Origin of the sequence: Sphingomonas melonis DAPP-PG 224 (assembly GCF_000379045.1) — a bacterium.
In the GTDB taxonomy this organism is placed as follows: Bacteria; Pseudomonadota; Alphaproteobacteria; order Sphingomonadales; family Sphingomonadaceae; genus Sphingomonas; species Sphingomonas aquatilis.
Genome location: NZ_KB900605.1, coordinates 3588154 through 3603867, shown reverse-complemented (window position 1 = coordinate 3603867; position 15714 = coordinate 3588154). Strand labels below are relative to the sequence as shown.

Sequence of the window (15714 nt, the reverse complement as noted above, 5' to 3'; positions counted from 1 at the left end):
GAACGTGCTTTAAGTATTTATGGGGATGGGAAAACGCCTGCCACGCAGCTTGCTCACATCATTGGTGCACCCTCTACAAGTCCAGCGCGTATTGCGTCCCGCAAGGGAGGTCCCGATGCTCAATAATCTTGCCGTTTTGTTCAATATTGCTCAGCCGGATTACAACCCGGATCGAATTTCGCAGCATCTGCGATCACTGGCTCGGGATGGGCAGGTCTGGAATTATATGCCTGGCGTCTATCTCTTCAAATCGGAGATGGATTCGATCACTGCGCGAAAATCTATCAAAGCGGAAAATTTTGATGGGTACATTGTTCTGAACTTTGACCCGGCGGAGTCTGATGGGGACCTGCCCGAACTTGCTTGGGACTCCTATTTGTTGAATGTCTTCAGGGATGATGCCGATCGGCTCTTCAGTCGTTATAATTTGTCGCATGACGAGATTAAGCAGATAAACCAAATGATTGCTGAAAGGTCGGATAAATCGAATGCCTAAGCGCACCGACATCTCCTCCATCCTCGTCATCGGCGCGGGGCCGATCGTCATCGGTCAGGCGTGCGAGTTCGATTATTCGGGCACGCAGGCGATCAAGGCGCTGAAGGAAGAGGGCTATCGCATCGTCCTCGTGAACAGCAATCCGGCGACGATCATGACCGATCCCGAGCTGGCCGACGCGACCTATGTCGAGCCGATCACGCCCGCCGTCGTCGCCAAGATCATCGAGAAGGAGCGGCCCGACGCCGTCCTGCCGACGATGGGCGGGCAGACCGCGCTCAATACCGCGCTGGCGCTGTTCCATGACGGTACGCTGGAGAAGTTCGGCGTCCAGATGATCGGCGCCGATGCCGAGGCGATCGACAAGGCCGAGGATCGCCAGAAGTTCAAGGTGGCGATGGACAAGATCGGGCTGGAAAGCGCCCGTTCCGCGATCGCGCATACCGTCGAAGAGGCGCTCGCGGGGCTGGAGATCACCGGGCTGCCGGCGATCATCCGCCCGAGCTTCACGATGGGCGGGTCGGGCGGCGGCATCGTCTACAACCGGTCCGAATTCGTCGACATGGTCCGCAAGGGGCTGGACGCGTCGCCGACCACCGAGGTGCTGATCGAGGAATCGCTGCTCGGCTGGAAGGAATATGAGATGGAGGTCGTGCGGGATCGCAACGACAATGCCATCATCATCTGTTCGATCGAGAACGTCGATCCGATGGGCGTCCACACGGGCGATTCCATCACCGTCGCGCCGGCGCTGACGCTGACCGACAAGGAATATCAGATCATGCGCAACGCCAGCATCGCTGTGCTGCGCGAGATCGGCGTCGAGACGGGCGGGTCGAACGTCCAGTTCGCGGTGAACCCGAAGGACGGCCGCCTGGTCGTCATCGAAATGAACCCGCGCGTGTCGCGCAGTAGCGCGCTCGCGTCCAAGGCGACCGGCTTCCCGATCGCCAAGGTCGCGGCGAAGCTGGCGGTCGGCTATACGCTCGACGAGATCGACAACGACATCACCGGCGCGACGCCGGCGTCGTTCGAACCGACGATCGACTATGTCGTCACCAAGATTCCGCGCTTCGCCTTCGAAAAGTTCAAGGGTGCCGAGCCGGTGCTGGGCACCGCGATGAAGTCGGTGGGCGAGGTGATGGCGATCGGCCGTAACATCCAGGAATCGATGCAGAAGGCGCTGCGGGGCCTCGAGACGGGCCTGTCGGGCTTCAACGCGATCGACCATCTGGTCGGCGCGCCGCGTGCGGAGATCGAGGCGGCGCTGGCCAACCCGACGCCGGACCGGCTGCTGGTCGCGGCGCAGGCGCTGCGCGAAGGCTTCACCGTCGCCGAAGTGCATGCGATCGCCAAATTCGATCCGTGGTTCCTGGAGCGGATCGCCGAGATCGTCGCAGCGGAAGAGGAAGTGTGCCGCAATGGCCTACCGATCGACGCGGCGGGCATGCGCCGCCTGAAGGCGATGGGCTTCAGCGACAAGCGGCTCGCCTATCTGGCGCTCAAGTCCGCCAATCTGCGCGGCATGGAGCGTGGCATCGCCCGCGGATCGGGCCTGATCCACGAGGCGGTCGTCGCGATGACCGGCGGCGTGACCGAGGACGAGGTGCGCAGCCTCCGCCACCGGCTGGGCGTACGCCCCGTCTTCAAGCGGATCGACACCTGCGCCGCCGAGTTCGACGCCAAGACGCCCTATATGTATTCGACCTATGAGGCGCCGTCGTTCGGCGAGCCCGAGGACGAGAGCATGCCGTCCGACCGCCGCAAGGTGGTGATCCTGGGCGGTGGCCCGAACCGGATCGGGCAGGGCATCGAGTTCGACTATTGCTGCTGCCACGCCTGCTTCGCGCTGGCGGACGCGGGCTATGAGACGATCATGGTCAACTGCAATCCGGAGACGGTGAGCACCGACTATGACACGTCTGACCGCCTGTATTTCGAGCCGCTGACGGCAGAGGACGTGCTGGAAATCCTGCACGTCGAACAGTCGAAGGGCGAGCTGGCCGGCGTGATCGTGCAGTTCGGCGGGCAGACGCCGCTGAACCTCGCGCGCGCGTTGGAGAAGGCGGGGATCCCGATCCTCGGCACCAGCCCCGATGCGATCGACCTGGCCGAGGACCGCGAGCGCTTCGCGGCGCTGGTCAGCAAGCTGCGCCTGAAGCAGCCGGCGAACGGCCTGGCGCGCAGCCGGGACGAGGCGGTCGCCGCGGCGGAGCGGATCGGCTATCCGGTGCTGATGCGTCCCAGCTATGTGCTGGGCGGCCGGGCGATGGAGATCGTGGACTCGCTCCAGCAGCTCGACGATTACATCCAGACCGCGGTGCAGGTGTCGGGCGACAGCCCGGTGCTGATCGACCAATATCTGCGCGACGCGATCGAGGTCGACGTCGATGCGGTGTGCGACGGCGACGAAGTGGTCGTTGCCGGCCTGCTGCAGCATATCGAGGAAGCCGGCGTCCATTCGGGCGACAGCGCGTGTTCGATCCCGCCCTATTCGCTTGGCGCCGAGACGATCGCCGAAATCGAGCGGCAGACGGTGGCGCTGGCGCATGCGCTGGGCGTCAAGGGCCTGATGAACATCCAGTTCGCGGTGAAGGATGGCGAGGTCTATCTGATCGAGGTGAACCCGCGCGCCAGCCGCACCGTGCCCTTCGTCGCCAAGGCGATCGGCGCGCCCATCGCCAAGATCGCCAGCCGCGTGATGGCGGGCGAGAAGCTCGCCGACATGCCGCCGATCGACCGCCACATCGATTATTATGCGGTCAAGGAAGCCGTCTTCCCGTTCAACCGCTTTCCCGGCATCGACCCCGTCCTGTCGCCGGAAATGAAGAGCACCGGCGAAGTGATGGGCATCGACCCCGACTTCACCACGGCGTTCATGAAGTCGCAGCTGGGCGCGGGCACCGTGCTGCCGACCGGCGGCACCGCCTTCGTCAGCGTGAAGGACGGCGACAAGCCGCATATCGTGCCGGCGGTGAAATCGCTGCTGGCGCGCGGGTTCAAGGTGCTGGCGACCGGCGGGACGGCCGATTACCTCGAGACCGCAGGGCTGGCGGTCGAGAAGGTCAATAAGGTCGCGCAGGGGCGGCCGCATATCCTCGACCGGATCATGGACGGCGAGGTGACGCTGATCTTCAACACCACCGAAGGCTGGCAGAGCCTGAAGGATTCCAAGCCGATCCGGCAGGCGGCGCTGGCGCAGAAGATCCCGTATTTCACCACGGCACCCGCCAGCGTGCAGGCCGCTGCGGCAATCGGCGTCGCCTCCCTTGAAGTCCGCCCCCTGCAATCCTACTATTCGCAGTCGCACAACTGATCCCGACATAATGACGTGATGTGCGGGGGCGGGCCGGAAAACGGCCCGCCCGCGGGGATGAAGCAATTGGGGACTGACACATGGCGACCGTCGAAAAGATGCCGATGCTCCAGGAGGGCTATGAGAAGCTCACCGCGGATCTGAAGCGTCTGAAAGCCGAACGCCCCCTGATCGTCGACGCGATCGAGGAAGCCCGCGCGCACGGCGACCTGTCGGAAAACGCCGAATATCACGCTGCCAAGGAGCAGCAGGGCCAGAATGAGGCGACGATCGCCGATATCGAAAGCAAGCTGTCGCGCGCGCAGATCATCGATCCGCGCGAACTGTCGGGCGACAAGGTGGTGTTCGGCGCGACCGTGACGTTGCTCGACGACGACGACAAGCCGGTGAAGTACCAGATCGTCGGCGAGACCGAGGCGAACGCCAAGACGGGCCGGATTTCGTACAATTCGCCGCTGGGCCGCGCGCTGATCGGGCGCAAGGTGGACGACGAGGTCGAAGTGTCGGTGCCGGCCGGCGACCGCTATTATGTGGTGTCGAAGGTCGAGTTTATCTGAGGGGTTGCGGAGGGCGGGGTGACCCGCGCCTCCGTCATCCCGGCGCAGGCCGGGATCCATGGACACGGCGCCATTCGCGTTGGTGCGTCATCGCAGCCTCTTCGCCTCCATGGATCCCGGCGTTCGCCGGGATGACGAGGGGGCGGTGGTCGCGCCTTTAGAAGACGCGCGGCTCGGCTTTTACGTCGCGGCTAGGTGTCTACGTCGCGGCTCGTCGTCGGCTGTTGATCGCACGACGCGACCCCACCCCACACCGTCATTCCGGCGGAGGCGGGAATCTATATGCCGTGCGGTTTCGGCTCCATCGCTGGCGTTAGCGTGTCTGGATTCCCGCCTTCGCGGGAATGACGGGGGTGGGGAAGGTGGAGCGGCATAACCCGCCGTGGGTGGCGCGGACGCTGTGGCGTTCCGCACGTCTTAGCCATGGTCTTCGCGGCCCCGGACCCGGTCCGGGGCGCAATGGGGGCGAAGCGCCCCCGTCCGCTTACGCTTCGGGCGTCGTGACCAGGTCGGGTTCGAGCAGGCGGTGGAGGTGGACGACGACGAACTTCATCTCGGCATCATCGACGGTGCGCTGGGCGTTGGCGCGCCAGGCCTTTTCGGCGCTCGCATAGTCGGGGAAGATGCCGACGACGTCGAGCTTCGACGGATCGGCCCAATCGAGCGTGCGGGGATCGGTAACGCGGCCGCCGAAGACGAGGTGGAGCTTGCTCATGCGCTGAGATTCCTGGGGTGATGATTTTACCCTGCCGTCTCTAGCGTGTTGCGGCGCAATATTGAACCCCGGATGGCCTGCGGAGAGCGAGCCATTGGGGCACCGTTTCGTCATTGCGAGCGAAGCGCGGCGATCCAGGGCGTCTTGGTCCGGCTCTGGACGGCTTCGCTCAGCTCGCAATGACGGGATTGGGCTTAATCCTTGGCGCGGGCCGACTGCGCCGCGGCGGAACCCGCGGTGGTCGCGGCCTTGGCGATGCCCTGGAACAGCGACTTTACCTGATCCTTAGCGGCGTCCTTCGACAGGCCGGCGTTCTGGAGTTCAGTGGCGCCGGCCTCGCGCGCGGCGGCGACGGCGCTGCGGGCGCGCTCGCCGAGCGAACGGCCGAGCGGGGCAAGCAGCTGCTTTTCCTTCGCCGAACGCGGGATCAGCGCACCGGCGAGCGCACCGATCGCGATGCCGCCCGCAACGATGGCGAGCGGGTTCGCATCGATCGCGTCGGCGGTGCGGCGCGCGGCGTCGCTGGCCGCGTGCTTGGCATCGTCGAGCCGGTCATGCACTTCGGCCTTGATGCCGGCGGTGGCGTCGGCGACGCGATCCTGGGTCTGGGTGTCGGTCATGGGTCTATCCTTTGCGTGGATGCGCGGGGAACGCGGATCAGTCCTTGGGGCCGAGGCCGGGTTCGTGGTTGCGTTTGAAGCGATGCGGCTTGTCCTTCTTGCGGAACAGGCCGGCGAGGCGATGGCGGGCGAGGAACAGGCCGGCGACGGCCGTCACTCCGGCGACCGCGCCGGGATTGCGCACCGCCGTGTCGAGGCTGGCTTGGGCCGCGGCCTGCCCCTTGTCGGCGACGTCGCGCGCCGCCTGCTTGGCGAGATCGCGCGGGTTGAGGCGGACCTGCAGCTTGCGCAACGTGCCCGACAGGCGCTCGCGCGCCGCGGCGGCTTCCGCTTCGGCGTCGAGCAGGCGGGTGGCGGGATCGGTCACAGCTGCTTCTCCGTGGCAGGGGCGAGGCGACTCTTGCCGATGAGGGCGAGGCTGGCGGCGATCGCGAGCACGGCGATCACGACGGCGAGCGTCGCGAGGCCAGGGCCGAACAGCGTCGCGAGCGTCAGGACCGCACCGACCAGCGCCGTGATCAACGCAGCGAGCGCCAGCACCCCGGCGACGACGAAGAACACGATCGCGCTGCGATAGGCGCTGACGCGTTCGCCGATCCGCGCCTTCACCACCGCCACTTCGGCGCTGGCGAGCCCGCGGGCGTCTTCGACGAGCTGGCTGACGAGGTCGGTGATCCCTTCCTCGCCAGCGCCTACGGTTTCGCCCGCGGTTTCGATTGTCGGCAAGACCGCCACGAGCCCCTTACGCCTTGTCGTCGAGGCCGGACTGGACGACCCGGGCGAGCGCGAAGCCCAGCGCCGCGGCGACGCCGATCGCGACGCCTGGGCTCTTGCGGACGAAGGCACGTGCGTCATCGAGCAGTTCGTCGACGTTCTTGTCGCGGATCTGGCCGGAGAAGTTGGAGACGACACCGGCTGCCGAGCGGGCGTAGTCGCCATATTGCGCGCCGAGCTTGTCGTCGACCTGGCCGGCGGCGTCCTGGATCATCTGCGACAGCTGGTCGAGGCCGCCGATCGCGCGCTCCTTGCCGGTGTCGGCCAGCGTGCGGATCTTGTCGGTCGCCTGGGCGCCGTATTTCGCCGAATAATCCTTGGCGGTCTGCTTCGCCTGTTCGACTCGGCTGGTCGCGCCATCGGCATCGCTGCCGGCGGTGGAGGATAGGGTGTCGCCGTCGAGGACGGGGTTCAGATCGGTATCGGACATGGTGGCCCTTTCGTGACAGTCTCGTATCGAAGCCTCTAACCCCGGCCGACGACGGCCGGTTCCCTTGCGGCAGGCAATTGCCGCCCGCGCGGCGAGCGGGTAGAGGCCGCGGCATCTGAGCCCCAGAGGTAGGAGCATCGTTACGTGACCGCAATCATCGACATCCATGGCCGGCAGATCCTCGACAGCCGCGGCAACCCGACGGTGGAGGTCGACGTGCTGCTGGAGGACGGCAGCTTCGGCCGCGCGGCCGTGCCCTCGGGCGCCTCGACCGGCGCGCATGAGGCGGTGGAAAAGCGCGACGGCGACAAGAGCCGCTGGGGTGGCAAGGGCGTCGACGATGCCGTCGAGGCGGTGAACGGCGAGCTGGTCGAGAAGCTGATCGGCATGGATGCCGAGGATCAGGCCGATCTGGACGCGGCGATGATCGAGCTGGACGGGACCGAGAACAAGGGGCGTCTGGGCGCCAACGCAATCCTGGGCGTCAGCCTGGCGGCGGCGAAGGCGGCGGCGGAAGCGCGCGGCATGCCGCTGTACAAATACGTCGGCGGCGTGTCGGCGCACGTGCTGCCGGTGCCGATGATGAACATCATCAACGGCGGCGAACACGCCGACAACCCGATCGATTTCCAGGAATTCATGATCGTGCCGGTCGGCGCGGAGAATATTCTGGAGGCGGTGCGTTGCGGGTCGGAAATCTTCCACACGCTGAAGAAGGCGCTGCACGACAAGGGCCTGGCGACGGGCGTGGGCGACGAGGGCGGCTTCGCGCCGAACATCGCCAGCACCGAAGAGGCGCTGGGCTTCATCATGCAGAGCATCGAGAAGGCGGGCTATACGCCGGGTGACGACGTGATGCTGGCGCTCGATTGCGCGGCGACCGAATTCTACAAGGACGGCCGCTACAATATCTCGGGCGAGGGCAAGGTGCTCGAAAGCGGCGCGATGGCCGAATATCTCGCCGACCTGACCCGTCGCTACCCGATCTTCTCGATCGAGGACGGCATGAGCGAGGACGATTGGGAGGGCTGGAAGGCGCTGACCGATCTGATCGGCGACACGGTGCAGCTGGTCGGCGACGATCTGTTCGTCACCAACCCCAAGCGCCTGAAGCGCGGCATCGAGGGCGGCTATGCCAATTCGCTGCTGGTGAAGGTCAACCAGATCGGCACGCTGACCGAGACGCTGGAAGCGGTGAACATGGCGCAGCGCAACCGCTACACCGCCGTCATGAGCCATCGTTCGGGCGAGACCGAGGATGCGACGATCGCCGATCTGGCGGTCGCCACGAACTGCGGCCAGATCAAGACCGGCTCGCTGGCCCGTTCGGACCGGCTCGCCAAGTACAACCAGCTGATTCGCATCGAAGAAGAATTGGGCGACTCGGCACGATATGCGGGCCGGAGCGTTCTGAAGGCTTGATCCCGGACGGGATGCAAGCGAGGATGTAAACCATGGCGCGGGCGGTAACGGCACGGAAAGGCACGAACGGAGGGCGGTCGAACCCATCGACCGCGTTCCGCAAGGTCATGCGTCGTGCCGCGCTGCCCGCGCTGGGCTTCACGATCATGGCGTTTTTCGGCGCCTATGCCGTCCTGGGGCCGAACGGCATCCTGGCCTATGGCGATTACAAGAAGCAGCTGGCGCGGCGAGAGGTGCAATATGCCTCGCTCGACCAGAAGCGGACGGTGCTGCAGAACCGCGTCGCTCTGCTGGATCCCGACCACGCCAATCCGGATATGGTCGATGAGATGGTGCGCAAGGAACTGAACGTGGCGCATCCGGATGAGGTGATCGTTCCGCTGAAGTAGGGGCAGTCGGCGCGTTGGTGCGTTTGGGGGTTATGCCGCGAGCGCGCGGTTTTCCTCGTTGATTTCCGACCCTCACGCGCTCCGTCACCCCGGACTTGTTCCGGGGTCCACTCTGCGGCGAGGGGGGTGGTTTGAGCCTCTTGCCGTCCCCCTGCGGTCCGGTGGACCCCGGAACAAGTCCGGGGTGACGGGGTGGGGTTTGTGAGGGGCGGGCCTCTATGACGGCCCCTTATTATCGAAGCGCGGCCAGATCCCTCCGCCGCCGTCACTCCTGCGAATGCGGCGGTCCGAGGTCGGTGTCGCCGCCTTTGTCGCGTCCTTCGCCGCCGGTCTGTGGGTAACCGTCGCCGGCCGCGGCGTCGCTGCTGAAGTCCTCGCCGGGATTGCCGCCGCCGGCGCCGCTGCCGCTGCCATGGACCGCGCCGGTCTGAGGGTCGAACGAGGCGCGCAGACCGTTTTCGGGCGGCAGGTTCGGGTCTTGCGGCGGATGCGGATCGCCGGGGCGGGCGGCGACGGTGCCGCTGGGGTTCTGGCGACCGAGGTCGGATTCGCGGTCGCGGTGATAGTCAAGGCCGTAGTGGCCGGCATCGCGATCGAAGGGAGTGCCGGTCGTGTCGCGGTCGGGATCGACCTTGCTGGTGTCGGGCATCGGTGCCTCCTGTCGTGGAATGACAGGTAACGCGTTGGGATCGCGGGCGTATCCCGTCGGACATCAGGGGCGGCGCGAGCGGCACAAAATCGGCGCAATCCCTATGGTCGGCAAGGCCACCATTCTTTTAATACCGACCGGTACGAAAGCCGTTGACGGCGCCACGATCCGCTTTTATACCGCTTGGTATAGAAGATGACGAGGCATTCATGTTGCGAGGGACCGCAGCGCCGGATGAAGAGCCTTCGCCATCTCCATCGAACGACACTGACGATGCAGCGCGCACCGTGCCCTTTGGCCCGGACGGGAGGCCTGCGGCTCGGATAAAAGGGAGTGACACCATGGCTTTTCTCGCTTTCGCCGAACCGGGCAATGCCGGCTATGCCCGCGTGAGCGCCCAGGGGCTGGCCGCGGACGCCCCGCGAGTGACGGCGCCGATCGAGGACCGCCCGGTGCTGAGCGAGCTGGAGCGGTCGGTGATCGGCCTTGCGCGCGGTGACGGCCTGTCGACGCTGCGCCAGCCGGGGCGGCTGTCGCGTGGGCTGGAGCTGGTGTTCGGCGTGCGGATCAGCCCGATGCTGGCCGATCCGAAGCTGGAGGCGCTGCGCCGGGTCGCGGTGCTGAGCTGGAAGCGCGGCTATGCGATCGCCTCGGCCGAGGTGAAGGCCTTTCTGGCGGCCGGTTATTCGCCGGCGCATTACGAGCTGGTCGTGGATACGATCGCGGCGACGCGGCAGGGCGAAAGCCGGCGCGGACGGCGCTGAACCTCCTTTTGTCTAACAAATTGACGGGTCGGATGTAGCCCGATAGTCATGGCCCCAGCGCGCAGGGACGCGTCGGGGAGAGATGCATGAAGACGATGCTGAGGCTGCTACTATGCTCTGCGCTGGCGGCGGCGGTGCCTGTCGCGGCGGACGCGCAGGACGCGACAGCGACAGCGACGGGGCCGACCGATATCGTATCGGTGCGCGGCGACCATCCGGGGCCCAAATACGATCGCCGCCTGTTCGGCCAGTTCGCCGAGCATCTCGGCACCGGGATCTATGGCGGCATCTGGGTCGGGCCGGGCAGCAAGATCCCCAACGTCCGTGGCTATCGCACCGACGTGCTCGATGCGCTGAAGGCGATCCGCGTGCCCGTCGTCCGCTGGCCGGGCGGCTGCTTTGCCGACGAATATATCTGGCGCGAGGGCATCGGCCCGCGCAACAAGCGCCCGGTCAAGATCAACACCCATTGGGGCGGCGTGACCGAGGATAACGCCGTCGGCACACACGAATTCATGGACTATTCCGAGATGCTCGGCGCCGACGCCTATGTGTCGGGCAATGTCGGGTCCGGCTCGCCGCGCGAGATGGCCGAGTGGGTCGAATATATGACCTCGCCGACCGGATCGACGCTGGCCAAGGAGCGCGCTGCCAACGGCCGCAAGACGCCGTGGAAGCTGCCGATGTTCGGCATCGGCAACGAATTGTGGGGTTGCGGCGGCAACATGCTGCCCGACTATGCCGCCGACGAGACGCGCAAGTTCGCGACTTTCGTCAAGACGCCCGAAGGCGTGCCGATCATGAAGATCGCGAGCGGCGCGAATTCGACCGACTATAACTGGACCGACGTCATGATGCGCAAGGCGGGCACCATGATCCAGGGCATCGGCGTCCATTATTACACCGTCCCCGGCAGCTGGGAGCATAAGGGCGCGGCGACCGGCTTCAGCGAAGACGAGTGGGCGGTGACGATATCCAAGGCGCTGAAGATGGACGAATTGCTCCAGGAGCATTCGCGCATCATGGACAAATACGACCCCAAGAAGAAGGTCGCGCTGCTGGTCGACGAATGGGGCACCTGGTACGATCAGGAACCGGGATCGCATCCGGGGTTCCTCTACCAGCAGAACAGCCTGCGCGATGCGGTGGTGGCGAGCCTGAACCTCGATATCTTCGCCAAATATGCCGACCGGGTGCGCGGTGCGAACATCGCGCAGATGGTCAACGTGCTGCAGGCGATGATCCTGACCGACGGCAACCGCATGCTGAGGACGCCCACCTATTGGGTGTTCGACATGTACAAGGATTATCAGGACGGCACGGTGCTGCCGGTCGAGGTCGCCTCGCACTGGTATACGCGCGGCAAATATGAGGTGCGCGCGGTGAGCGCGAGTGCGGTGCGCGGCACCGATGGCGTCGTCCATGTCGGGCTGACCAACGTCGATCCCAACCGGGCAACGACGGTGACCGTTCAGCTGGCCGGGCTGGCGGGCAAGAGCGTGACGGGACGCGTCCTGACCGCGCCGACGATGGATGCGCACAATACCTTCGATGCGCCCGATACGCTGAAGCCGGTGGCGTTCACCGGTGCGAGCCTGGGCGCGAACGGCCTGCTGTCGGTGGCGCTGCCGGCGAAGTCGGTGGTGATGCTGGACGTCAGGTGAGGGGAGGGGCGGCGCTGTCTCTCGGCGCCGCTCGCCCCAATCACTCCGTCACCCCGGACTTGTTCCGGGGTCCACTCTGCGGCGAGGGGGTAGCTGGAGGCTCCGGCCATTCCCATGCGGCCCGGTGGACCCCGGAACACGTCCGGGGTGACGGGGTTCAGGCGTAGGGCGGCTGGTGGAAGCCGGCGGGCGAGAGCGTGAAGATCTCGCAGCCCTCGTCCGTGATGCCGATCGAATGCTCGAACTGCGCCGACAGCGAGCGGTCGCGCGTTACCGCGGTCCAGCCGTCGTCGAGCAGCTTCACGTCGGGGCGGCCGATGTTGATCATCGGTTCGATCGTGAAGATCATGCCGGGCTTGAGTTCCGGCCCGGTGCCGGGCTTGCCGACGTGGACGACTTCGGGCGCGTCGTGGAACAGCAGGCCCAGGCCATGGCCGCAGAAGTCGCGGACGACGCCGTAGCGGTGCTTTTCGGCATGGCGCTGGATCGCATGCGCGACGTCGCCCATGTGGTTGCCGGGCTTGGCCTGTTCGATGCCCAGCATCAGGCATTCATAGGTCACTTCGACCAGACGCTTCGCCTTTAGCGGCACGTCGCCGATCAGGTACATGCGGCTGGTATCGCCGTGCCAGCCGTCGACGATCGGCGTGACGTCGACATTGACGATGTCGCCAGACTTCAGCGTCTTGTCGCTGGGGATGCCGTGGCAGACGACGTGGTTGATCGAGATGCAGGTCGAATGCGTGTAGCCCCGATAACCCAAGGTCGCCGGCACGCCGCCGTTCGCGGTGACGAAGTCGTAGATCAGGCGGTCGAGCTCGGCGGTCGTGACGCCCGGCACCATGTGCGGCACCAGCATGTCGAGCGTTTCGGCGGCGAGGCGCCCGGCCTTGTGCATGCCGGCGAAGGCGGCTGGGCCATGGAGCTTGATCGCGCCGGTGCGCCCTTCCGGCGCGTCGGAGGTGACGGTCACATATTCGGTCATCGCGCGTATATAGCGTGGCGAGCGTCATTTTGCGAGGTAAAGCGGGTCACATGGAGCAGGAACGCATCTGGACCGCCGCGCTGGTCGTCATCGGCGACGAGATTCTGTCGGGGCGCACGCAGGACAAGAATGTCGCGCAATTGGCCAGCTGGCTGAACGTGCAGGGTATCCGCCTGGCCGAAGTGCGCGTGGTGGCGGACAAGACCGCGGCGATCGTCGAGGCGGTGAACACGCTGCGGGCGCGCAACGACTATCTGTTCACCACCGGCGGGATCGGGCCGACGCATGACGACATCACCGTCGATGCGATCGCCGAGGCGCTGGGCGTGGGCGTCGAGCACCATCCGGAGGCGCTAGCGACGCTGGAACGCTATTACGCGACGCGCGGCGGGCTGACCGAGGCGCGGGCGCGGATGGCGCGCGTGCCGGCGGGGGCGGGACTGATCCCCAACCGCGTGTCGGGCGCGCCGGGGATTCACGTCGAGAATATCTACATCATGGCGGGGGTGCCGCATATCACCGCGGGGATGCTGGATGCGCTGACGGGCACGCTGGAGGGCGGCCGGCCGGTGGTGTCGGGGACGATCGGCTGCTGGGTCGCGGAGAGCGAGGTCGCCGATCTGCTGCGCAACGCCGAGAAGGCGCACGAGGGCGTGTCGATCGGTAGCTATCCGTTCTTTCGCGAAGGGCGGACGGGGGCGAACTTCGTCGTGCGCAGCGCGGATGCGGGGTTGGTCGAGCGGTGTCTGGCGGACTTGACGCGGGAGCTGGAAGCAACCGGGCGTGCGGTGGTGGCGGAGGGGATTTAGGGCGTCGCCCAGCATCCCGCGTCACCCCGGACTTGTTCCGGGGTCCACTCTGCGGCGAGGGGGATGGCCGGAAGTTCAGACCACCCCCTTGCGGCCCGGTGGACCCCGGAACGAGCCCGGGGTGACGGGGTGAGTGGGATTAGCGTGAGCTGGCTTAGCGCGTGAATGCGCCCACGTCGGCGATCGCCAGCTTTTGCGCCGGCACCGCGGTCGCGGCGAAGGTGAGGCGCAGGTAACGGACGGGACGTGGGGTGGTGAACGGGATGCGCTGCGTCGAGAGGGCGTAGGCGATGTTCTGGAATTCGCCCTGCGCCGCCGGCGTCCAGGTCTTGCCGTCGGTGCTGGTTTCGGCGGTGTAGCCGCGGGGTGGCGCGCTGACCTTGTCGGGGTGGCGCCAGGGGGTGAGGCTGAAGCCGGCCACCGTCTGCGTCTTGCCCATGTCGAGCGTGACCGACGCCGGTGTCGTGCTGGGCGCGGGCTGGCTCCAGACGGTGGAGCCGTCGCCGTCGAGCAGGGCTTCGGCGCCGGGCGCGGTGGCGGTGACGACTGTCCAGTCGCGCGGCGACAGGACGGCGGCATCGTGGCTGGGCGGCGCGGCGACGGCCACGGGCGCGACGGCGAGGAACAGCGACAGCTCGCTGATCGCCGGGCAAGCGGGCGCTTCGAGGATGACGAGGCGGACGCGGCGGGCGGTGATCGGCCGGGGCAGCCGGATGATCCGCTGCGCGCCGATGCATTCGTGGGTGGCGAGCCGCTGCCATGCGCCGCCGACCTCCGCCTCGACCGCGAAGCGGGTGACGCGGACGCCGAGGGGCAGGTATTCGCGGATGCGGATCAGGTCGAAGCGGCGGCCCGGCGGCAGGTCGAGCGTCAGCGTCGGTGTGGTGACGCCGTCGGGCGTCGACCAATAGGTGTCGCGGTTCCCGTCGAGAACCTTGGCGGGTGCGAAGGCGGGGCCGCGGGTTGCCGAGGCGCTGGCGACGGCGCCCGTCGCGAGGTCGGTCGCAAAGCTGCCGCGGATCGCATCGCCGAAGCTCTTGAGCACGGCGACGTCATGATCGGGCAGGCGACCGCGGCGATCGGGCGGCAGGTTGAGGTGCATGTTGGTGCCGCGCGCGACCGATTCATCGAAGAAGCGGATCAGGCGCGCGGGCGTCTTCACCTTCGAATCCTCGTCGGCATGGTAGAACCAGCCGGGGCGGATCGAGGTGTTGGTTTCCGCCGGCCACCACAAGGGCGCGCCGCGTACGCCGCTGTTGCCTTCCGATTGGACATAGGGGTGGTTGGGCATGGTCGGCCAGCAGGGGTCGCCGGCGATGCCGTCTTCGTTGCCGACCCAGCGGATGTCCGCGCCCAGCGGATCGAAGGTGCAGGCCATCGGCTGATGCTGATGGACCAGTGCGATGATCGAGGGCCAGTTATAGTATTTGGGCGCGTCGATCGTGCGGGTTTCGCGCGCGCCGCCATAATAGCCGTCGCCGCCGTTGGCGCCGTCGAACCAGAATTCGAAGAGTTCGCCGTAGCGGGTGCAGAGTTCGACCACCTGCTTGCGGTAATAGTCGATATATTCGGGGCGGCCGTAGCCGGCGTGGTTCCGATCCCAGGGCGAGAGGTACAGGCCGAACGACAGGCCGTGGCGGCGCGTCGCCTGCTCCATTTCGCGGACGATATCGCCCTTGCCGTTCTTGTAGGGGCTGTTGCGGATGCAATGCTCGGTCAGCATCGTCGGCCACAGGCAGAAGCCGTCATGATGCTTGGCGGTGAGGACGATGCCGGTCATGCCTCCGGCCTTCGCCGCGGCGACGATCTGGTCGGCTGAGAAATCGGTCGGATTGAAGAGCTTGGGGCTTTCGTCGCCATAGCCCCATTCGCGATCGGTGAAGGTGTTGATCGAGAAATGGACGAAGGCGTAGCGTTCGCGCTTGTGCCACGCGAGCTGACGCGTCGAGGGCGTGGCGCCCCAGGGCTTGGGGGCGGCGACCGGGGTCGCGGCGAAGGCGGGGGCGGCGGTGGCGGCGCTCGCGGCGAGGCCGGAGGCGATCAGGGTGCGGCGGGAGAGGTCGGTCACGGGGTGGCTCCGGGCTGGCGGGCGGTTGCGAAAGCGGGAGGGCGCGTCATACTCTT

The 15714-nt window shown here is 66.5% G+C and carries 16 protein-coding genes; 8 read left to right on the top strand and 8 right to left on the bottom strand.

Translation table 11 applies throughout. The annotated features are described in order from the left end of the window. The first annotated feature begins 115 nt into the window (after window positions 1-115). The 3 genes from SPHME3_RS20280 (at window position 116) to greA (ending at window position 4369) form a co-directional block, all read left to right on the top strand. Window positions 116-496: a hypothetical protein gene (locus tag SPHME3_RS20280; RefSeq protein ID WP_020486423.1), complete on the top strand. Its 381-nt coding sequence runs from the start codon at window positions 116-118 to the stop codon at window positions 494-496. Then, the gene (carB, locus tag SPHME3_RS0117415) at window positions 489-3812 is read left to right on the top strand and encodes a carbamoyl-phosphate synthase large subunit (RefSeq protein WP_018251115.1); all 3324 of its coding nucleotides are present in this window, start codon (window positions 489-491) and stop codon (window positions 3810-3812) included. Before SPHME3_RS20280 ends, carB begins: the two co-directional genes overlap by 8 nt. Before the next feature lie 80 nt (window positions 3813-3892). Continuing rightward, window positions 3893-4369 carry a transcription elongation factor GreA gene (gene greA / locus SPHME3_RS0117410; RefSeq protein WP_017978083.1) on the top strand — a complete coding sequence of 159 codons (477 nt, stop codon included), beginning with the start codon at window positions 3893-3895 and terminating at the stop codon, window positions 4367-4369. 484 nt (window positions 4370-4853) lie between these two features. Here greA and SPHME3_RS0117405 read toward each other — a convergent pair whose 3' ends face one another. The 5 genes from SPHME3_RS0117405 to SPHME3_RS0117385 all read right to left on the bottom strand — a co-directional run bounded on the left by SPHME3_RS0117405 (window position 4854) and on the right by SPHME3_RS0117385 (window position 6908). After that, window positions 4854-5084, bottom strand: a complete 231-nt coding sequence (locus tag SPHME3_RS0117405; protein WP_017978084.1) for a DUF4170 domain-containing protein — start codon at window positions 5082-5084, stop codon at window positions 4854-4856. Between the two features lie 194 nt (window positions 5085-5278). Next, complete coding sequence (locus SPHME3_RS0117400; RefSeq protein WP_017978085.1) at window positions 5279-5704, bottom strand: hypothetical protein; 426 nt, start codon at window positions 5702-5704, stop codon at window positions 5279-5281. A gap of 37 nt (window positions 5705-5741) precedes the next feature. Continuing rightward, entirely contained in the window at window positions 5742-6071 is a 330-nt protein-coding gene (locus tag SPHME3_RS0117395) for a DUF3618 domain-containing protein (protein ID WP_017978086.1), read from the bottom strand. Next, window positions 6068-6439: a phage holin family protein gene (locus SPHME3_RS0117390; protein WP_017978087.1), complete on the bottom strand. Its 372-nt coding sequence runs from the start codon at window positions 6437-6439 to the stop codon at window positions 6068-6070. Before SPHME3_RS0117390 ends, SPHME3_RS0117395 begins: the two co-directional genes overlap by 4 nt. Before the next feature lie 7 nt (window positions 6440-6446). Then, a complete protein-coding gene (locus SPHME3_RS0117385; protein WP_017978088.1) occupies window positions 6447-6908 on the bottom strand; it encodes a hypothetical protein in 462 nt (153 codons plus the stop codon). 144 nt (window positions 6909-7052) lie between these two features. Here SPHME3_RS0117385 and eno point away from each other — a divergent pair, with 144 nt between their 5' ends. Both eno and SPHME3_RS20275 read left to right on the top strand, forming a co-directional pair. Next, complete coding sequence (gene eno, locus SPHME3_RS0117380; protein WP_017978089.1) at window positions 7053-8330, top strand: phosphopyruvate hydratase; 1278 nt, start codon at window positions 7053-7055, stop codon at window positions 8328-8330. A gap of 107 nt (window positions 8331-8437) precedes the next feature. Then, a complete protein-coding gene (locus SPHME3_RS20275; protein ID WP_017978090.1) occupies window positions 8438-8719 on the top strand; it encodes an FtsB family cell division protein in 282 nt (93 codons plus the stop codon). 265 nt (window positions 8720-8984) lie between these two features. Here SPHME3_RS20275 and SPHME3_RS0117370 read toward each other — a convergent pair whose 3' ends face one another. After that, window positions 8985-9368: a hypothetical protein gene (locus tag SPHME3_RS0117370; protein ID WP_017978091.1), complete on the bottom strand. Its 384-nt coding sequence runs from the start codon at window positions 9366-9368 to the stop codon at window positions 8985-8987. 341 nt (window positions 9369-9709) lie between these two features. Between SPHME3_RS0117370 and SPHME3_RS0117365 the strand changes: the two genes are divergently transcribed. After that, window positions 9710-10132 carry a hypothetical protein gene (locus tag SPHME3_RS0117365; RefSeq protein ID WP_017978092.1) on the top strand — a complete coding sequence of 141 codons (423 nt, stop codon included), beginning with the start codon at window positions 9710-9712 and terminating at the stop codon, window positions 10130-10132. 86 nt (window positions 10133-10218) lie between these two features. Next, window positions 10219-11796: an alpha-N-arabinofuranosidase gene (locus SPHME3_RS0117360; protein WP_017978093.1), complete on the top strand. Its 1578-nt coding sequence runs from the start codon at window positions 10219-10221 to the stop codon at window positions 11794-11796. 157 nt (window positions 11797-11953) lie between these two features. Here the strand turns inward: SPHME3_RS0117360 and map are convergent, their stop codons facing one another. Then, window positions 11954-12781 (bottom strand): type I methionyl aminopeptidase, encoded by an 828-nt coding sequence (gene map / locus SPHME3_RS0117355; protein WP_017978094.1) that lies wholly within the window; start codon window positions 12779-12781, stop codon window positions 11954-11956. A 50-nt stretch (window positions 12782-12831) separates the two neighbouring features. Between map and SPHME3_RS0117350 the strand changes: the two genes are divergently transcribed. Further along, a complete protein-coding gene (locus tag SPHME3_RS0117350; RefSeq protein ID WP_017978095.1) occupies window positions 12832-13590 on the top strand; it encodes a competence/damage-inducible protein A in 759 nt (252 codons plus the stop codon). A 154-nt stretch (window positions 13591-13744) separates the two neighbouring features. On the opposite strand, the gene SPHME3_RS0117345 is transcribed toward SPHME3_RS0117350, so the two are convergent. Beyond that, window positions 13745-15658 carry an alpha-L-fucosidase gene (locus SPHME3_RS0117345; RefSeq protein WP_018251113.1) on the bottom strand — a complete coding sequence of 638 codons (1914 nt, stop codon included), beginning with the start codon at window positions 15656-15658 and terminating at the stop codon, window positions 13745-13747. Between the last annotated feature and the right edge of the window lie 56 nt (window positions 15659-15714).